This is a genomic window from Halobellus sp. (assembly GCF_042218505.1).
Lineage (GTDB): Archaea > Halobacteriota > Halobacteria > Halobacteriales > Haloferacaceae > Haloquadratum.
The window spans coordinates 1-15,419 of sequence record NZ_JBDGQZ010000020.1 but is presented as its reverse complement, the minus strand read 5'-3'; the positions used below and the strand labels follow the sequence as shown (position 1 = coordinate 15,419).

The 15,419-nt window shown below is 66.2% G+C and carries 21 protein-coding genes; 6 read left to right on the top strand and 15 right to left on the bottom strand.

Annotated features, from left to right (window positions below; translation table 11 throughout):
- Positions 1 to 103 precede the first annotated feature (103 nt).
- The 4 genes from ABEI27_RS06710 to ABEI27_RS06695 all read right to left on the bottom strand — a co-directional run bounded on the left by ABEI27_RS06710 (position 104) and on the right by ABEI27_RS06695 (position 1,752).
- Complete coding sequence (locus ABEI27_RS06710; protein WP_375798636.1) at positions 104 to 289, bottom strand: zinc-ribbon domain-containing protein; 186 nt, start codon at positions 287 to 289, stop codon at positions 104 to 106.
- Positions 271 to 582: a hypothetical protein gene (locus ABEI27_RS06705; protein ID WP_375798692.1), complete on the bottom strand. Its 312-nt coding sequence runs from the start codon at positions 580 to 582 to the stop codon at positions 271 to 273. Before ABEI27_RS06705 ends, ABEI27_RS06710 begins: the two co-directional genes overlap by 19 nt.
- Positions 583 to 814: 232 nt before the next feature.
- The gene (sepF, locus tag ABEI27_RS06700; RefSeq protein ID WP_375798691.1) at positions 815 to 1,168 is read right to left on the bottom strand and encodes a cell division protein SepF; all 354 of its coding nucleotides are present in this window, start codon (positions 1,166 to 1,168) and stop codon (positions 815 to 817) included.
- An 86-nt stretch (positions 1,169 to 1,254) separates the two neighbouring features.
- Entirely contained in the window at positions 1,255 to 1,752 is a 498-nt protein-coding gene (locus ABEI27_RS06695) for an RNA-binding protein (protein ID WP_375798635.1), read from the bottom strand.
- A 142-nt stretch (positions 1,753 to 1,894) separates the two neighbouring features.
- Here ABEI27_RS06695 and ABEI27_RS06690 point away from each other — a divergent pair, with 142 nt between their 5' ends.
- Positions 1,895 to 2,239 (top strand): hypothetical protein, encoded by a 345-nt coding sequence (locus tag ABEI27_RS06690; protein ID WP_375798634.1) that lies wholly within the window; start codon positions 1,895 to 1,897, stop codon positions 2,237 to 2,239.
- A 1-nt stretch (position 2,240) separates the two neighbouring features.
- Here the strand turns inward: ABEI27_RS06690 and ABEI27_RS06685 are convergent, their stop codons facing one another.
- The 6 genes from ABEI27_RS06685 to arcS form a co-directional block, all read right to left on the bottom strand.
- Positions 2,241 to 2,711, bottom strand: coding sequence for a hypothetical protein (locus ABEI27_RS06685; RefSeq protein ID WP_375798633.1), 471 nt, complete (start codon positions 2,709 to 2,711; stop codon positions 2,241 to 2,243).
- 1 nt (position 2,712) lies between these two features.
- Positions 2,713 to 2,982, bottom strand: coding sequence for a hypothetical protein (locus ABEI27_RS06680; RefSeq protein WP_375798632.1), 270 nt, complete (start codon positions 2,980 to 2,982; stop codon positions 2,713 to 2,715).
- Positions 2,979 to 3,272 carry a ubiquitin-like small modifier protein 1 gene (locus ABEI27_RS06675; RefSeq protein WP_375798631.1) on the bottom strand — a complete coding sequence of 98 codons (294 nt, stop codon included), beginning with the start codon at positions 3,270 to 3,272 and terminating at the stop codon, positions 2,979 to 2,981. The genes ABEI27_RS06680 and ABEI27_RS06675 overlap by 4 nt, the downstream gene beginning before the upstream one ends.
- A gap of 173 nt (positions 3,273 to 3,445) precedes the next feature.
- The gene (locus ABEI27_RS06670) at positions 3,446 to 3,850 is read right to left on the bottom strand and encodes a hypothetical protein (RefSeq protein ID WP_375798630.1); all 405 of its coding nucleotides are present in this window, start codon (positions 3,848 to 3,850) and stop codon (positions 3,446 to 3,448) included.
- Between the two features lie 74 nt (positions 3,851 to 3,924).
- Positions 3,925 to 4,698 (bottom strand): carbon-nitrogen hydrolase family protein, encoded by a 774-nt coding sequence (locus tag ABEI27_RS06665; protein ID WP_375798629.1) that lies wholly within the window; start codon positions 4,696 to 4,698, stop codon positions 3,925 to 3,927.
- Between the two features lie 37 nt (positions 4,699 to 4,735).
- Positions 4,736 to 6,565, bottom strand: coding sequence for an archaeosine synthase subunit alpha (arcS, locus tag ABEI27_RS06660; RefSeq protein WP_375798628.1), 1,830 nt, complete (start codon positions 6,563 to 6,565; stop codon positions 4,736 to 4,738).
- Positions 6,566 to 6,665: 100 nt separating this feature from the next.
- Between arcS and ABEI27_RS06655 the strand changes: the two genes are divergently transcribed.
- Complete coding sequence (locus ABEI27_RS06655) at positions 6,666 to 7,193, top strand: pyridoxamine 5'-phosphate oxidase family protein (RefSeq protein ID WP_375798627.1); 528 nt, start codon at positions 6,666 to 6,668, stop codon at positions 7,191 to 7,193.
- 13 nt (positions 7,194 to 7,206) lie between these two features.
- On the opposite strand, the gene tgtA is transcribed toward ABEI27_RS06655, so the two are convergent.
- Positions 7,207 to 8,685, bottom strand: coding sequence for a tRNA guanosine(15) transglycosylase TgtA (gene tgtA / locus ABEI27_RS06650; protein ID WP_375798626.1), 1,479 nt, complete (start codon positions 8,683 to 8,685; stop codon positions 7,207 to 7,209).
- A gap of 406 nt (positions 8,686 to 9,091) precedes the next feature.
- Between tgtA and ABEI27_RS06645 the strand changes: the two genes are divergently transcribed.
- On the top strand, positions 9,092 to 9,916 hold the full coding sequence (locus ABEI27_RS06645; protein WP_375798625.1) for a M48 family metallopeptidase: 825 nt from the start codon (positions 9,092 to 9,094) through the stop codon (positions 9,914 to 9,916).
- Positions 9,916 to 10,191, top strand: coding sequence for a hypothetical protein (locus tag ABEI27_RS06640; RefSeq protein WP_375798624.1), 276 nt, complete (start codon positions 9,916 to 9,918; stop codon positions 10,189 to 10,191). Before ABEI27_RS06645 ends, ABEI27_RS06640 begins: the two co-directional genes overlap by 1 nt.
- 30 nt (positions 10,192 to 10,221) lie before the next feature.
- On the opposite strand, the gene ABEI27_RS06635 is transcribed toward ABEI27_RS06640, so the two are convergent.
- The 4 genes from ABEI27_RS06635 to ABEI27_RS06620 all read right to left on the bottom strand — a co-directional run bounded on the left by ABEI27_RS06635 (position 10,222) and on the right by ABEI27_RS06620 (position 13,544).
- The gene (locus ABEI27_RS06635) at positions 10,222 to 11,040 is read right to left on the bottom strand and encodes a lysostaphin resistance A-like protein (protein ID WP_375798623.1); all 819 of its coding nucleotides are present in this window, start codon (positions 11,038 to 11,040) and stop codon (positions 10,222 to 10,224) included.
- A gap of 51 nt (positions 11,041 to 11,091) precedes the next feature.
- A complete protein-coding gene (locus ABEI27_RS06630) occupies positions 11,092 to 11,691 on the bottom strand; it encodes an NUDIX hydrolase (protein ID WP_375798622.1) in 600 nt (199 codons plus the stop codon).
- A gap of 98 nt (positions 11,692 to 11,789) precedes the next feature.
- Positions 11,790 to 13,088 (bottom strand): aryl-sulfate sulfotransferase, encoded by a 1,299-nt coding sequence (locus tag ABEI27_RS06625; protein WP_375798621.1) that lies wholly within the window; start codon positions 13,086 to 13,088, stop codon positions 11,790 to 11,792.
- A 60-nt stretch (positions 13,089 to 13,148) separates the two neighbouring features.
- Positions 13,149 to 13,544: a VOC family protein gene (locus ABEI27_RS06620; protein WP_375798620.1), complete on the bottom strand. Its 396-nt coding sequence runs from the start codon at positions 13,542 to 13,544 to the stop codon at positions 13,149 to 13,151.
- A gap of 98 nt (positions 13,545 to 13,642) precedes the next feature.
- On the opposite strand from ABEI27_RS06620, the gene ABEI27_RS06615 reads away from it, so the two are divergent.
- Positions 13,643 to 14,641: a metal-dependent hydrolase gene (locus ABEI27_RS06615; protein WP_375798619.1), complete on the top strand. Its 999-nt coding sequence runs from the start codon at positions 13,643 to 13,645 to the stop codon at positions 14,639 to 14,641.
- Between the two features lie 151 nt (positions 14,642 to 14,792).
- A complete protein-coding gene (locus ABEI27_RS06610) occupies positions 14,793 to 15,134 on the top strand; it encodes a hypothetical protein (RefSeq protein ID WP_375798618.1) in 342 nt (113 codons plus the stop codon).
- Positions 15,135 to 15,419 lie beyond the last annotated feature (285 nt).

Here is a 15,419-nt window from a genome sequence, read left to right as displayed (position 1 = left end):
CCGGGCACGGCGCGCGGTCGGCAACCCGATGGAGCGGTCCGGGTACTGCGTGTGGAAGGCGCCCGACAGGGTGATCCACAGACACGGCGTGCGGTCGGCGACATCACTCAGCCGCAAGTTCGGTCCCGCACTCCGGACAGACGTTCTCCTCGCCCCCGAGTTCGTGTCCGCAGGCGGGACAACCCGGACGCACTTCCTCGCCGCACTGTGGGCAGAAGTTCTCGCCTCCCTCGAGTTCGTGTTCGCAGTTGTGACACTGCGCGGCGGCGCTCACAGCGTCCGCAGACACCGATCCGTCTGCACTCCCGGATGCCGCTCCGCCACGGTCTCCGTCACCATCTCCTCGTACTCCGGTGGGACCGGGACTTCGGCCGGCGCGAGCGAGAACCCCGCACTGGGGTCGGGATCGGAGAGCAGCCCGATGTCCACGAGTTCCGCCGTTATTTCCGTGACGATCTCGCGGACGCCCGTCGACGCACCGGTATCAACGAACAGCGTTCCGTTGCCGAACACGACCACGACCGTATCTTCGGACGCGTCTGGCTCGTACACGATTCCGGGGAACCGGCCCGGGTCGTATATGACCGCTTCGAGCCCCAGGCCGATCGCGACGGCGTTGAGATTGACCGCCGTCTGGAGTGCAGTCTACGCTGCCGTTGTCGCACCGTCGCCCGCGTCCACACCGAGCGCGTCGAGTTACTCGACGAGTTCCGCTGCCGAGACTGTCGACCCAGTCATATCTCGACGTTTCGAAACGAAAACATACATTTTCGGCCGACAGAACCGACGCGCCCCCGTGTCGTCGTTGCTCACGTCAGTTCAGTTTTCGCCGGGCGACGCCGACGCCGGTCGGCGCGATGATGACCTGATCGTCGCCCTTCTGGGCGATATCGCCGTCGACCTCTTCGGCTACCTGTCGGAGATCGTCCATAATGCGCTCCATCGTACTGTCGCTCGTGGTGTGGCGTGTGATGTCCGCGATCACCAGATCGCCGTCGTAGACGGCGTCTTTGATGTCCACGACGTCCTGCTGACCGCTGATGGTCGCGATCCGGACGCTCATCCCGGCGTCACCACGGGAGGTCTCGACGCCGTCGATGTCGAGATCTATGTACTCGTCAGTCGTGTTCTGTCCGCCCCCGCTGATGATCTTGCTCATAATCCCCATACCAACCTCAAACGACAGTACCACGTTAGTTCTTACGTCAGACGTGCGTCTGACGCGTCGTTCTCGGCCGTCTCGTTCTGCGACGCTCAGACGGCGAACTCGAAGAGGGCGTCGCCGACGTGGTGGATGGACTCGACGACTTTCCCTGCGTCGCCGGACATCTCCTCGCCGTCGACGAGCGCACGACCGATCGCTAGCACCTTCCCGTGGGTCTCCTCGGCGATCGTGACCAGATCGCCCTCGGCGACGTCGTCGTCGGCCTCGACGATCCCGGGTCGCATCACGTCCGCGCCGTCGCTGACGAACGAGATCGCTCCCGCGTCGACGGTGACCACGCCGGCCGAGGGCCCGTGGCGGTTTGCGCCCTGAACGGTCAAGAACGCCTCCACGCCCGCGTCGGATCCGGCGTCGAATCTGACCACGTCGGGGTCGCCCTCGACGAGGACGACGTCGAACGGCTCGTCGGCCAGTTCGACCATCTCGTAGGTGTCGCCGTCGAGTTCGACGCCCGTCCGCGATTCGATCTGCGTCTCCAGGTCGTCGATCTCGTCGGCACGGAGGTGGTGTCTGGACTTGACCTGCATATCGGGTCGCACGGCGCGCCGGCGAATAAATGGCGCGACACAGTTCGCCCGGGGAGCGCGTCCGCCGGAGCGCTGACACTCGTCCGACGTCGACGGTCGCTCGCGGAAAAACGCTAAGTGCGGGTGGTGCGTGCGTCTCCGTATGTGGCGTTCCCGGAACAACCGGGATGAAACGACGGTAGTCTGTATCGCCTGCGGGACATCGCTCCCGCGTTCGGAGGCACGGGAGTACGACAAGCACGGCAACCGCTGGGAGCGACACGGCAAATCGTTCGAACACCTGTGTAAGGAGTGCTACCGCGACCTCTGTCACCAGCCCCGCGCCGACCTCGAATCGTTGCTGACCGACATCGAGCACGAGGCTTCGTTCACCGAGACGACCGCCTCCGACGAGGACGACGACTCGCGCGTAGCCTTCCTCTCGCGATACTTTACCGCCGTCGAAGAACGGTCGAGCTCCGCCGAAGAGCAGGGCCGAGAATCCTGAGTTACGGCTCCGAGCCGAGCGCCGTGTCGTCGTTCCCTTCCCCCTTTTTGCCCCCTGTCTCCTCGCTTCCCCCCTCGTGTCCGATCACCACCGCCTCGCGGATCTCCAGCGCCGTCTCGAACTCGTCTCGCCGGTCTGTCTTCGTCCCGAGTCGGCGGAGTTGCTGTCCGTGCGCGCGCCGGACGGCGTCGACCTCCCTGTCGGTGAGTTCCAACTCCGCGCCGAGTGCCGCTAACTCCCCTTCGGGACAGAGGTACACCGACCGCGACTCGTCGACGAACACCCGCTCGTACGCGCGGCGGTAGCGTCCAGCGCGCTCGGCGAGCGCCGACTGGACGCGGCGAAGCAACGGCCCGAGCCGTTCGGGGGCGAGGCTGGCCGTCGCGCCGGTGTACTGGATGACGTCGCCGTCGAGCGGGATCGTCGCCGATCCGTCGGATCGCTCGCCGCCAGAGGACTCCTCGGCGACCATCTCACCCACCGGCGCGCATCGCCTTCTGCGAGAAGCGTTCGATCAGCGGATCCAGCGTGGACGGGTCGCCCTCGAAGACGACGGTTACCTCCGTCAGCTTCAGCGACGGCCCGATCGAGACTTTCTCGTCGGCAAGTGTGGCGACCCACGCGTCGCCCTCGACCCGGTTGTCGGCCACGGCGCTCCCGCCGAGTTTTTGGAGATACTTGCGCGCCAGACGGACCGAGATACCGCGGTACGATCGCTCGCGGGTCTCGCGTTCCGTGCTCACGGTGCGTTCCTCCGCGCACCGCCCGCGACGGGCGGAAAAATGCTCAGCGTGTCCTCCGGTTCGATCGGGGTCTCGACGCCCGACTCGTGTTCCACGTCCCGCCCGTTCAGGAGTACGTTCACTTGCGGTCGGACCGCGCCGTCTTCGAGCATCTCGCCCGCCAGCCCCTCGAACTCGGATTCGAGCGCGACGAGGACGTCGCCGACGGTCTCGGCGTCGTACTCCCGCGTGATCGTCTTCGTCCCCACCGCCTCCCGAAAGGTGGCGAAAAACCGCAGTTGAAACGTCATACTCGATTCTGGAGCGGGCCGAACAAAAAAGGTGCCCGGCTGTGCGAGTTTCGCATCGACCGCTCGTCGGAGCCCGTCGTTGACCGACCACGGCTCATACTGTCAGACACACCTGTTCTACGACATTCCCGACCCGGGCCACGAAATTCCTCTCAGACCGGTGTCTGACAGTATCAGTCGCCGAACCGGATGCCATCCTCGACGATCCGGTAGTTGCGCTCGCGATCGATCTGGGTGGCGAGCCACTCGTGTTCGTAGAGTTGCGCGATCACCTCGGCGTAGAGATTCCGCCAGGCGATCGCGTAGATCGGCGACTGTCCCCACGCCCGGAGTTCCGGGATGAAGCCGTCGTAGGTCTCCATCCGCTCTTCGAGGTGCTCGATCGCGTCGACCGCGTAACTCGCTGCTTCGGTGTCCGACTCCGCCTCGTCGATCGCCTCCGCCAGATTGTTCTCGAGTCCCGCGACGGCCTCCTTCATATCCGCGGCGGTGTTCGATCCGTCCTCCGGGAGCGATTCGAGGACGCCCCGGGGGACGCCGAGAGAGAGTTCTCGATCCGTGTCTGTCTCGTCTGCCATACCGTAATCGAGGTACGCCCAGGTGAAAAAGTCGCGGTCGCGAGCGACGATCCGCATCCCGAACCCGACGGCGACTACACGTTCGGACCGTCGTAGATCCCGACGAACTCGCGCTGTACCGTGACCGCTTCGGGGTCGAGGTCGATCACCAGGTCGTCCGGCCGGCGGTCGAGCGCCGCGCGGATTCCTCCGTCGGGTCGGACGACGAGCGAGCGACCGGCGTACTCGATCACGTCGTCGCCGGTTTCCCGCCGCCCAGTGCGCCCCGCGCCGACGACCCAGCGGACGCCGTCTATCGCCCGGGCGCGGAGGAGGAGCGTCCAGTTCTCGCTGTAGGTTTCGGGCCACGCGCCGAGAACGAACAGCGCGTCGACCCGTTCGTCGGTGAGAGCCGCGCTGTCGCCGACGAAGTTGAGATCGTAGCAGGTGAGCACGCCGGCCGCGCCGACCGGCGTCTCGACGATCACGAGTTCGTCCCCGGCTTCGAGCACGTCTCTTTCGCCGTCCCACAGGTGCCGCTTCCGGTAGACCGTAGTCGCCCCGTCGGTTTCGATATACGCGGCGGCGTTGTATAGGCTGTCTCCCTTGCGCTCGACGAAGCCGACGAGCAGGGCCGTGTCCTCGGCGGCGGCGAGTCGGCGAAGCCGTTCGACCGGCGTTCCGTCGCGAGCGAGTGCGACGTCGTCGATGCGTCCGTCAGCGACGAACCCAGTGAGCGCGTATTCGGGGAACACCGCGACGGCGACAGACTCTGGGAGGCCGCGAACGCGTCGCTCGACGGTCGTGAAGTTCGCCGCTACGTCGAGGTCCGCGACGTCGATCTGACAGGCCGCGACGGTCGGTGCCATACGTTCGGCAGCGGTCCGAAGCGTCAAAAAGTGCCGGCTACGCGTCGCGCTCTTCGACGTGTCGGACCTGCACCGCTTCGCCGCGCGTCGAGTCGACCATCTCTGAACCGAACATTCGGGCGCGCCCGACGCCGAACGCCCGCGGTCCGTCGACGACGACTTCGTCGCCGACGCGAATGTCCTCGTCGGCGTTCACGACGCCCGGGGCTAGAACGCTTCCGTGCGGAACGAACTCGTCGATTTCGACGCGCTTGGTCGGCACGGCCGACTCGCCCCACACCCGAGCGCCGGCGAGCGTGAGCGAGAGCACGCCGTACTGCGGGACCATCGTCGCCAGTTGCTCACCGTCGTTGTTGCCGTCGGCGGCGTCGCGGTCGCCGTCGCGGACCTGCAGTTTGGGGTAGCGACTCGTCGTCTGCAGGTCGACGTCCGCGAAGAGGTCGTCGCCCGCGCCGGTACCGAACTGGTAGTCCGCGATGGCTTTCACCGTGTTGTGCTGTCGCTCGCGCTTGCCGTATTTGAGTTCGCCGTCGAGCGTCGACATCAGGTTCGCGATCGAGTCGGTCGTCGTCGGGTGGTCCTCGACAGTGTACTCGAACGGGACGTCAACGTCGGCCGCGACGCGCTCACAGATGTCGCGATACCCCTCGTCCGGCACGTGCGCGATGACCCGCGGGTACTCGTTTCGCTCGAGGTACTGCCGGAGGATGTCGGCGACGAACGCCTTCTCGTCCTCGGACCACCGCCCGGTCACGACCGTGTCGTAGTGCTGTGCGGGATACGTCAGTTCCAGTTCCATCGGGACGATGCCGATCGGCGACGTCATCGAGACGAGGTGCCCGCGGTACTGGATCGCGTCGTGGAACTGCGCGTGGCTCTGGGACTCGCTGTAGGGCTTCGTCGCCGAGCACGGCACCAACACGAGCGGGTTCGAGAAGCGGTTCCGGTACCGACTCGTCACCCGGTCGGCGAAGCGCTGAATCTCGATCCGGTGGAGGCTGTCTTCGTTTGTCGCCGCGAGTTCGGTGTCGCGGACGACCGGAGTTCGCTCCTCCAGATAGGTGTACTGCTGGTCGAACTCGCGGAACGCCGCCGTGAGCCACTGATCGTGGCGCGCCTGTCCCTCGATGTAGTCCCGTAGCCGGCCGTCCTGAATTCGCCGCCGAACCGTCGCCAACTCCGATTTCAGGGCGTACTCGTTGTGGTCGGCACAGTCCTCACGGTCGAAGGCGGCGGCACCGGTGGGGCCGTCGTCGTCCGGGTCCATATCGATGCGCTTGCCGCGGCACGCGGGGCAGGAACACGGCAGTTCGTCGAGGTCTTCGAGGAAGAACTCGTCCTCGGCGGTGAGATAGAAGCCCTCTAATCCCCTGATACGGGCCCGCTTCGCGTCGAGCAGGTCGACACCGGCGTACACGAGCGTGGCGGCGTTTCGCGGCGTCGCGACCCCGGAGAGGTACAGCGCGGTGTCGGCTGGGAGCGCCTCCCGCGCGGCGATGATCTCCTCGCGAAACGCCGACGCGTGGCCGACGAACCCGGTCGCAGTAGAGAGAATGTAGGCATCTGCGCCGTGGTCTGCGGCCGTCTCGGGGGTGACGACCACCGCATTCGGGTAGTCGACGTCCGGATAATCGACGGCGAAGGTGTCCTGCACGCGCTCGTCGGTCCCGGCAGGGAACGCACGGTGTGGAAGCACCGTCAGGATCTCTCTGTACCCCTTCGGGATGCCCCGGTCATCGGTCCAGAGACTGCCGGCGTCGTCGACGCTGTCGTCGACGAGCGCGGGTGTCCGAAGGGGATCCGAGAGCCGAAGCTCCCCGAGTCGGGCCGCGCCGTCCCGCCCGTGGACCTCGAAGTAGTCGGTCATACATCTGAATGCAACACCGAGGGTGAATTATCTGTCTGTTCGGGCGCCCGACTCGAACCGGCCCGCGCGCTTTTGCCCACAGCCTGCAAACGGATCTCGTATGCACGTCACCGGCCCGTGGTCGCGGTCGACGCTCGACGAGTTCCTCCTCGAGCGGCGGATCCCTGTCCGTCTCGGCTGTCGCACCCCCGGTGGCCACCCGTGGCTGGTGTCGCTGTGGTACGCCTGGGGCGACGGTGACGCCATCGACGACGCGGAAGGAGACATCGTCTCGTTCTCCGACGCCGACACCGGCGATTCTCCCGAGATTATGTGTGCGACGAGTGCTGATGCGGACCTCGTGGAGTTTCTCCGGAGCGACCCCGAAATCTCGTTCGAGGTCTCGACCAACGAGATGCCGTACCGCGGGGTTCGCGGCCGCGGCGTCGCCGACCTCGAGGCCGACACCGACGAACGACTGCTCCGGTCGCTCTTCGAACGGTATCTCGGCGGCACCGACAACGAACTGGCCTCCCATCTTCTGTCCCCCGGCCGCGAGGAGATCCGGATCCGCGTGACACCGAAGCGACTCCACACCTGGGACTTCTCCGGCCGAATGTCGGACGTCGCGCCGGCCGAAGGGGGGTGAGCGTGCGCTGCGGCTATCGGCCGTCGTGGACCAGTTCGGTCTCGACGCGGTTCGGTACCCGCGACAGCGCGGACGCCGGCCAGTCGTCGTGTGCGAGGACGAACGAGGTTTCGGGATTCGCCTCGACGACCCGTGCGACGCCGCTCGCTGCGGCTTCCTGTGCGTGTCGGTCGGTCCGCGCCGGCACCTCGCCGGTGAGCGGATAGGTCTCCGAAAGCGCCCGCGGGAATGGACCGAACGGTGGCACAACGCGCCAGGCGGCGTCGTACGTGTCGCCGGAAGGGATCCCGCCCTCGGTGAGTAACACGGTCCCGTCCGGGTCAAGTCGCGTCACCCGCTCGTGGTGCCTGTGGACCTCCGGTCGCTGTGCGGACTCCCCCGAGAGGTAGAAGAACGATCCTTTCGACGCGGGGTCCTCTCGCTCTAATTGCTCGGCGTGGTCGAGCAGCGCGCGGTAGCCATCGAGCATCGCGGGGTGCGAGCGGGCTCGTGACTCGACCAGTTCGAGGAGGTTTCCCGAGCGGATCGCCTGCTTCACGCGCCTGATCTCGGCGAACGAGACGTGGAGGTTGTGCTCGGCCAGGCGGCGTTCGCGCTCCTCGTCGGGGCGCTCCCGCAGATCGTCGGGGCTGTGCTTCGTGCAAACCGCACACGAGCACGGGAGGTACTCGAGGTCTTCGAGGTGCTCGGTCCCACGGACCGTGAGGTATCGGTCATCGCGGGCGTAGATGGCGTACGCCGCCGAGTCGAAGAGGTCACAGCCGGCGGCGACCGCCAGCGCGAACATCATCGGGTGACCCGCGCCGAACAGGTGGACGGGGGCGTCGCGGCCGAGGCCTCGTTTCGACCCGGCGACGACGTCGATCATCTCCGCGTAGCGGTAGCTGTTCATCAGCGGGACGACCGCGCCGACCGGGAAGACGTCCAGGTCGGTCGCGTACGCGCTCCGCCCGGCTGTCTCCCGAAGGTCCGGATACGTCGATCCCTGCACCGGCGCGTTCACCAGCATCTCCCCGGTGTCGACGGACTCAGCGTCAGAGAGGGCCCGCTCGGTCGTGGCCAACTCGCGCTCGGCTCGTTCTCTGCTGACGTCCGGCGGCGTCGGGACGTCGACGGGTGTGCCGACGTCCGCGCCGATCTCGCGCTGGAATTCGAGGATCTCACGCGTCGTCACGTCGATATCGCCGTACTCCGCGAGTTGGAACGACCCCGAGTCGGTGACAATCGCGCCGTCGAATCCGAGCAGGTCGTGGAGCCCCGTTTCGAGCGCCCGCTCTCGGAGGTCGTCGGTGCTGTGGACGATGTAGGAGTTCGTGATGAGGATCTCGGCCCCGAACGCCGATTCGATCCGGCTGGGCGAAATTGTCCGGATGTTCGGGTTGACGACCGGCATCAGCGCCGGTGTCTCGACGGTGACGCCCGCCCGAGGGACGGACAGCCGGCCGATCCGACCGGCGGCGTCCCCGTTGCGAACCTCGAAGTGATCGCGCATATCCGTGTTCTCGGGAGCGCCCGGTAAGTATCGTCGCTTTCGCGGCGGTGCGGTGACCGCCGACCGGGAGTATAGTAGCGTTTGCAACTGATTACACAGCCGATCGCACGCAGTCGTGCGATCGAGTGAGCAAAGACTTGCAAATGCTACTGTAGGGCAAACAGCCGGCACCGTCTCCGATCCCCGCGCCGGTGTGCCGGACCACCGCTGTCCGACGCGGGAGCACGCTCAGGTCACACGGTTGGTGGCCCCGCTTCGGTATTTGAAGTTTCGTGGTGACGACTCCCGCTAACATTCGTCTCTCGAACGAGTATCAGGCGACGATCCCGGGGCGAATTGACAGACGGCATCGGTCTCGGCTTCGATCACCGAGTACTTCTGTCTGAATAGTCAACGAAGTTCCCGTATGAGACACCTGGGACTGAACGCGCGAATGGCATTCGTCGGTGCGGTCCTGTTCGCGTTCTACGCCGTCGCGGCTGTGGTCGTGATGGGCGTCTTCGGCTGGTCGATCTGGCTCGTCCTTCTCGCCAGCGTGGGCTTCGTCGGGGTCCAGTACAAGATCGGCAAGTGGATGGCGATTCGCAGCGTCGGCGCGGAGGATCTCCCCGAAGACCGATTCCCCCACATCCACCGCCGCGTCGAATCGCTCTCACGATCGATGGGAATCGAGAAGCCCCGATTGATGATCGCGCAGATGGGTGTGCCGAACGCCTTCGCCGTCGGTCGCAAGGCGGCGGGGACGGTCGTCGTGAGCGAGGAACTGCTCTCGCGGCTGGACGACGACGAGATCGAGGGCGTGCTCGCACACGAACTCGCGCACATTCGCAACCGCGACGTGGTGATGATGGTGCTCGGGCAGGGCGTCGCGTCGATCGTCGCGATTGTCGCCCAGTGGGTCGTCCTCCTGACCGGCGACAACGACATCGCGGACTTCTTTCTCGCAATCGTCGTCGGGCAGATCACGCAGTTACTGGTGATGCTCTTCGTTTTCGCCATCTCCAGATATCGAGAGTACGTCGCCGACAGCGACGCCGCTGACGTCATCGGCGGCGGCAGCCCGCTCGCCCGGGCGCTGGAGAAGATCAGTCGCGGCAACGAGCGACGCGACGAATCGGCGGTCGATTCGCAGGTCAACGCGCTGTGCATCTTCGACGAGGAGCGTGGCCTCACCCGACTCTTCGCAACGCACCCGCCGATAGAGCAGCGGATCGAGCGCCTCCGCCGCTGATGGTCGACGTCCGAACGCTCGCGGCGGCCGTTCTCGGCGTCGCGCTCGGCCTGCTGTTTCTCGTTGCGCCCGGAACCGTCGTCCGGGTCCACACTGCCGGCCGCGTGCCGGGCGATCGCCACGGTCGGTACGGGGAAGACGGCGTCTCAACTGAGCGCGGCGCGGACGCAGAAAACGATGGATCCGGGTTCCCGACTCGGTGGCGACGACTCGTTCAGGCGGCTGGCGCGGTGCTGCTTCTCGGTGGCCTCTACTTCGGGTCGACGGTGGTGTAAGGCGGGATCGGGGCGTTGGTGAGTCGCGAATCAGGCCCCGACGATCGCGAGCAGCGCCTGTGGGAGTTGACCGGAGTCGGCGAACTGGATGGAGAGATACAGCATCCCGAACAGCGTCGCGTTGTACGAGCCGTGGATCAGCGCCGGAACGACAATGTTGTCTGTGAGTTCGTACACCGTCCCGAACACCAGCGTCGGGAGCACCAGCACGGAGATGCTGACCAACCGGGCTCGTGGCATCCCCGTGAGCGAAAAGTAGTGGATCGACGCGAAGATCAGACTCGCAAGGAAGATCGCCGCGGGTGCCGGCAGCGCCTCGCTCAGGCGGTTCTGGACGACGCCGCGGTAGAGCAACTCCTCGCCGGGACCGATCAGGAGCAGCGAGGCGGGGATCAACAGTAGGAGTATCTCGGGGTTCTGCAGACCGACTTCGGCGGCGCTGTTCGACGCCGTTTCGGCCCCCAGTGTTCGGATGATCACCGACGCGATCACCAGGAAGCCCATCGCCGTGACGTAGCCGCCGACGACGGACGCGACGTCCCGGAGCGAGGGCACGCCGAGTCCGACGTAATCGATTCCGGTGTCGCGGTAGTGGAGGTACGCGAGCGCAACCCCGCCGAAGCCGAATCCAGTCGCGAGGACCAACGAGAGCAGGATGCTCAGGAGCGGCGTCACCTGCACACCGGCGACGCCGAGCACCAGGGCTGCAGCGACGACGAGCACCCCGCCCGCCACGATGCCGACAACTGAGAGAACTACCGCGGCGAGGAGCGCGCGGAGGACGTCGCGGACGGCGTCGCCCGGGACCGAGCCACCCGCTCCGTCAACAGAGTCGAATTCGGAAGACACACGCGCGATACGTGCTGCGTCGTCAAAATCCTTCGCTCTGTGACCCCGCGATCAGGAGCGCGCCCAGCGCCCAGCGAGTTCGTATCGGGTGAGCGCGAGGACCGTCCGACCGTCGCGGATCTCGCCGTCCAGCGCCGCCGTCAGAAGGTCGTCGTAATCGACGGTATCGACTCGGATGCTCTCGTTGAAATCGAGTTCCTGCTCGGCGCTCGGTGTGCATCCACGGGCGAGGTAGTAGTGGTGGACGCTGTTGAGGAGGCCGTTGGCCGGCTCGGCGGCGAACAAGTGCTGGACGCTCGCCGCCTCGTGACCGGTCTCCTCGCGCAGTTCTCGTCTGGCGACGGCGTCCAGATCCTCGTCGTCCGGTTCGACTGTCCCGGCGGGAACCCCCCGGTTGACCCGTCCGACGGCCTGCCGCCACTCCTCGATCACGACGACGTCGCCGTCGTCAGTGAACGGCAGCACGACGACTGCGGGCGGTTCGTCAACGTAGTGGAAGTCGGTCTCGGTGCCGTCGGGGAGCACCACGTCGTCCCGGCGGACGTCGAACCCCGGACAGGAGTAATCGAGTTCGCTCCCGACCGTCGTCCACGTCAGGCCGGTGTCGGGGTCTTCAGCGGTATCGGACTCGGTTGTGTCTGGTTCGGCCATACGTTGTTCTCGGACTCGGAGGCAAGAAGTACCGGGGTCGATCCGGTGGGTCGCGGCCGCGTCGTGATCGGCTGACTGCTCTCCGACTCGATGTGCAGTCAGCCGCGTAGTCGCCCGTGGAGGACGATTCCGCCGCCACCCAGGACGCACCCGAGGGAGACGAGCGTGACGGCGACGTGCGCCTCGGTGAACCAGAACGGCGTCTGCAGCCCCGTCTGAAGCAGCAGCAGCAGGAACGACAGGACAGGGATGTCCTGGTGCTCGCCGACCGTCGCTTCTCCACCATCCGCGTAGGCGACCCCGCCGACCGTTTCGCCGGCTGGCAGGCGCTCGGCCTCGTACGGCACGTGCGGCGTCGCATAACTCCACGCGGTCGCACCCGTGGCATTGACCTCGACGACTCGCTTGTTCAGCGAGTCGGTGATCAGGGTGTTCCCGTTCGGGAGTCGGTCGGCGTCGCGCGGCCAACTGAACGGCACGCCCTCGGCGCTGTCGACGGCCCACGCGACGTTCCATACCCCAGTCTCGTTCCGTCGGAGTTCGACGATCCGGTCGTTGTGGCTGTCGGCGACGAGGACCGTTCCGTTTCCGAGCCACTGTGGGTTGTGCTGCTGTCTGAGTACTGTCGGGTCGCCTTTGGGATCCGGGCTCTCGTCGTCCGTCGGATCGTCGTCCGCGTTGATGACTTCGACGACTCCCTCACCGCGCTCGACGATCACGAGTTGATGCGCGTTCCGGATCGAAACCAGGTAGCGGTCCTCGGAGATGACGTCGACGTCGTTGATGTGGAGCCAGTCGGTTCGGGTCGGATCCGCTGGCGCGTCGTACCGGCTGCTCGCGTTCCACTGCCAGGTGATCGTCCCGTTCTCGACGATGAAGATCCGCTCGTACTCCATATCGGTGACGAGGAATCCGCCGGAGCCGAGTCGCTCGACGTCGTGTACTTCGCTGTTCGCTCGCGTTCGCACGGGGAAGGAGTACTCGTAAACGATTTCGGGGGCTGCGCCACTGTCGGCGTTCGGCTCGATGATTCGGAAGCCGGTGTGGGTACAGGGCGACTCGTAGGGGCCGCAGTCCTCGTAGCCGCTGTTCATGAAGCCGGTCATCACGCTCCCGTTGTCGAGCATCGTGACGTCGAAGTAACTGTCCGTCTCACCCGCGCGCCACTGTATCTCGCGGCCGTCGAGCAGATATACCGATCCGGCTTCGTGGAGGCCGGGGCCGCCGCCTTGTGACCCGACGAGCGTCCGCCTCGTTTCGCCGTCGTCCGCGCCGCCGACGCTCGGCGCAAGTGCCGCGCCGACGAGGAGCGAGGCGACAAAGAGCACGACGCCGAAGAGCGCGAGTGTCGTGCCGGCGCGTGTTCCGGTGAGTGTAGTGGGGAGCTTCGTTCGCATCGACTGCGTGTAGCACGGCGGAGCGCCGAAAAAAACTGTTCGGTGTGGATTGCCGCGACGTTACCCCTGCTCGGCCTTCAGTTCGACCCGGTAGCCGAACGGATCGGTGATGTAGACGGCGGGTGCGACGCCCGTCGCGCCGAGCGGGTCCAGCCGACGGTCGATCTCGACTTCCGCCTCCGCCAGCGTGGCCTCGATGCCCTCGATGTCGTCCGCGACGCGGACGGCGATGTGGTCGTATGCCGTATCTGTCGGCTCCGAGAACCCCTCGTCGGGTTCGAGATGCACGACGGCATCGGGTGCGAGTCGGACGGAAAAGAACGGCTTCTCGCCCGATTCGTACAGGTCTATCCCGTCGATTCCGAACCCGAGTGCGTCCCGGTAGAACGCCAGCGCGGTCTCGATCCCGTCGGACGGGATGAACAGTTTCACGTGGTCGATAGCGGTTCCATCCATACCGGTTCGTTGGCGGCCGGCGGACAAAAGTACGGGTGCCGGCCGGCCCTCGCCGACGCAAGAGCTATTTCGTCCGACGGCAAGGCCCGAATTAAATAATGTTCGTCGGCCACGAGTTCCTCGCGTTCGCCCTCGTCGGGTGGGGCGCACGCCGCGCTGGTCACGACGCCCGGACGGCCCTCTGGCTCGGCTGTGTGGCCGCGCTGGCCGCATTGCTTCCAGATCTCGACGTCGCGTACGCGGTCGGAACCTACGCCGTGGCGGTCGCCGGAGGAACACCGATCGGCTGGGAGCCGTTCTGGGGCGTCGCGAACGGGGTCCACCGCGTTGTCACCCATCCACTTCCAGTCGGTGCCGTCGCGGCGCTGACCCTTGGGACGGGCGTCTCACTCGCCCGATCGGGTCGACGGATCACACCGGTTGCAGTCGGTCTCGTGGGCGTCGCCGCCGCCGCGGCATCAATCGCGGTCCTGTGGGGATTCTGGGACGAGAGCCCGATCGCTGCGGCTGTCGCCACAGTGTTCCTCTCGATTACGACCGTCGCAGGCGCTGTTGTCGGGCGTCGGACCGTACTCACTCCCGTTTCGTCGATACTCGCAGCCGCTGTTGGCTTCCTCACTCACCCGTTCGGGGACGTCTTCCTCGCCGTGCCGCCGCCGTTGCTGGCACCGTTCGGACCGCCACTGTTGGCCGACCGGGTCGTACTCGCGGCCGATCAAACGCTGAATCTCCTCGGGATCCTGTTCGTGGAAGTCGCGACAGTCTGGGCGGGGCTGGCGGTGGCCGTCCGGCTGTGGTCGTCTGTCTCGTTCGGGTTCCGCCCCGTTCGGCTCCGTGACGCGCTCGGCGGCAGCGCTGCGGCCGGTCTCGCGTACGCCCCAGCGGCGGTCGTCCTGCCCCGGCCGACAATCGCAGACGCACACGTCCTCGGATTCACGATCGTCCCTCTCGCAGTCGCCGTGGCGCTCTGGGCCTTCTACGACGCCTCAACCGACGGCCGCGGGACTGTCTCCGCCGTCTTGATTGGCCTCGTCAACGGCCTCGCGGCGATTACACTCGGTGCGGGCGCGTCGCTGCTCGTGTACGTCCCGGGCTGACCCCTCGTCGAACCAAACTCTTAGTATCCGTCAGCAAAACATTCTGTTAGAGTATCACATTCATAGACGACACCCGTCCGCCAGTTTGGGCTCCAACGGTGACGCCGGAGTCTCGATGGCTCTTATGTCGTCTGTTGACAGAACCCATCATATGGATACCGACACTCACCCCTCCATCGACCTCCTGTCAGACCTGACGTCCCTGTGGTGGCAGGCCGCCATCGTGTTCTTTCTCGTCGGCGACCTCGTGACGACGTTCGCCGGCTTTCAACTCCGGCAGGTCGTCGAAGCGGGCCCGCTCGCGGCTTGGGTCGTCAACTCCCACGGAGCGACGCTCATCATCCCGCTGAAACTGGTCGTGGTGGTCGCCTTCTACGGGCTGTATCGCGTCGTTCCGAGCCCCCACCGTGTCGGCGTGCCGCTGGGACTCGCCGCGCTCGGGTTCGTGGTCACCGTCTGGAACGGCGCGGTAATCGTCGCAGCGCTGTTCTGAGTCGGCCGCGCGGTCGTCGGCCGACGGCAGCCGTCCGGGGGAGAAGTGCGAGGGTCCGAGGGTCACCGCTCACCGAGTGTGGATGCGACTACCTGAGAGTCACCGCTCGCCAGGCAAGAGTGCGGGAGAAGTGGGCCGGCGCGAATTCGAATCACGCCCGGACGGGCTCGCGTTGCTGCGCGCGTCCGGTCTACTTCGAATTCCCGCAGTGACACGACTCACCGCACTCGGAGCCCATCGCTATCGCTCCGGGTTCGTGAGTGCGGGAGAAGTGGGCCGGCGCGA

Excerpts from the sequence above, each read along its gene's own strand:
- ABEI27_RS06640 (WP_375798624.1), top strand. The coding sequence starts at position 9,916 with ATGGTCGACGTCCGAACGCTCGCGGCGGCCGTTCTCGGCGTCGCGCTC.
- ABEI27_RS06675 (WP_375798631.1), bottom strand. The coding sequence starts at position 3,272 with ATGACGTTTCAACTGCGGTTTTTCGCCACCTTTCGGGAGGCGGTGGGG.
- ABEI27_RS06630 (WP_375798622.1), bottom strand. The coding sequence starts at position 11,691 with ATGGCCGAACCAGACACAACCGAGTCCGATACCGCTGAAGACCCCGAC.
- ABEI27_RS06670 (WP_375798630.1), bottom strand. The coding sequence starts at position 3,850 with ATGGCAGACGAGACAGACACGGATCGAGAACTCTCTCTCGGCGTCCCC.
- arcS (WP_375798628.1), bottom strand. The coding sequence starts at position 6,565 with ATGACCGACTACTTCGAGGTCCACGGGCGGGACGGCGCGGCCCGACTC.
- ABEI27_RS06610 (WP_375798618.1), top strand. The coding sequence starts at position 14,793 with ATGGATACCGACACTCACCCCTCCATCGACCTCCTGTCAGACCTGACG.
- ABEI27_RS06620 (WP_375798620.1), bottom strand. The coding sequence starts at position 13,544 with ATGGATGGAACCGCTATCGACCACGTGAAACTGTTCATCCCGTCCGAC.
- sepF (WP_375798691.1), bottom strand. The coding sequence starts at position 1,168 with ATGGGGATTATGAGCAAGATCATCAGCGGGGGCGGACAGAACACGACT.
- tgtA (WP_375798626.1), bottom strand. The coding sequence starts at position 8,685 with ATGCGCGATCACTTCGAGGTTCGCAACGGGGACGCCGCCGGTCGGATC.
- ABEI27_RS06615 (WP_375798619.1), top strand. The coding sequence starts at position 13,643 with ATGTTCGTCGGCCACGAGTTCCTCGCGTTCGCCCTCGTCGGGTGGGGC.
- ABEI27_RS06645 (WP_375798625.1), top strand. The coding sequence starts at position 9,092 with ATGAGACACCTGGGACTGAACGCGCGAATGGCATTCGTCGGTGCGGTC.
- ABEI27_RS06665 (WP_375798629.1), bottom strand. The coding sequence starts at position 4,698 with ATGGCACCGACCGTCGCGGCCTGTCAGATCGACGTCGCGGACCTCGAC.
- ABEI27_RS06690 (WP_375798634.1), top strand. The coding sequence starts at position 1,895 with ATGTGGCGTTCCCGGAACAACCGGGATGAAACGACGGTAGTCTGTATC.
- ABEI27_RS06625 (WP_375798621.1), bottom strand. The coding sequence starts at position 13,088 with ATGCGAACGAAGCTCCCCACTACACTCACCGGAACACGCGCCGGCACG.
- ABEI27_RS06655 (WP_375798627.1), top strand. The coding sequence starts at position 6,666 with ATGCACGTCACCGGCCCGTGGTCGCGGTCGACGCTCGACGAGTTCCTC.
- ABEI27_RS06695 (WP_375798635.1), bottom strand. The coding sequence starts at position 1,752 with ATGCAGGTCAAGTCCAGACACCACCTCCGTGCCGACGAGATCGACGAC.
- ABEI27_RS06685 (WP_375798633.1), bottom strand. The coding sequence starts at position 2,711 with ATGGTCGCCGAGGAGTCCTCTGGCGGCGAGCGATCCGACGGATCGGCG.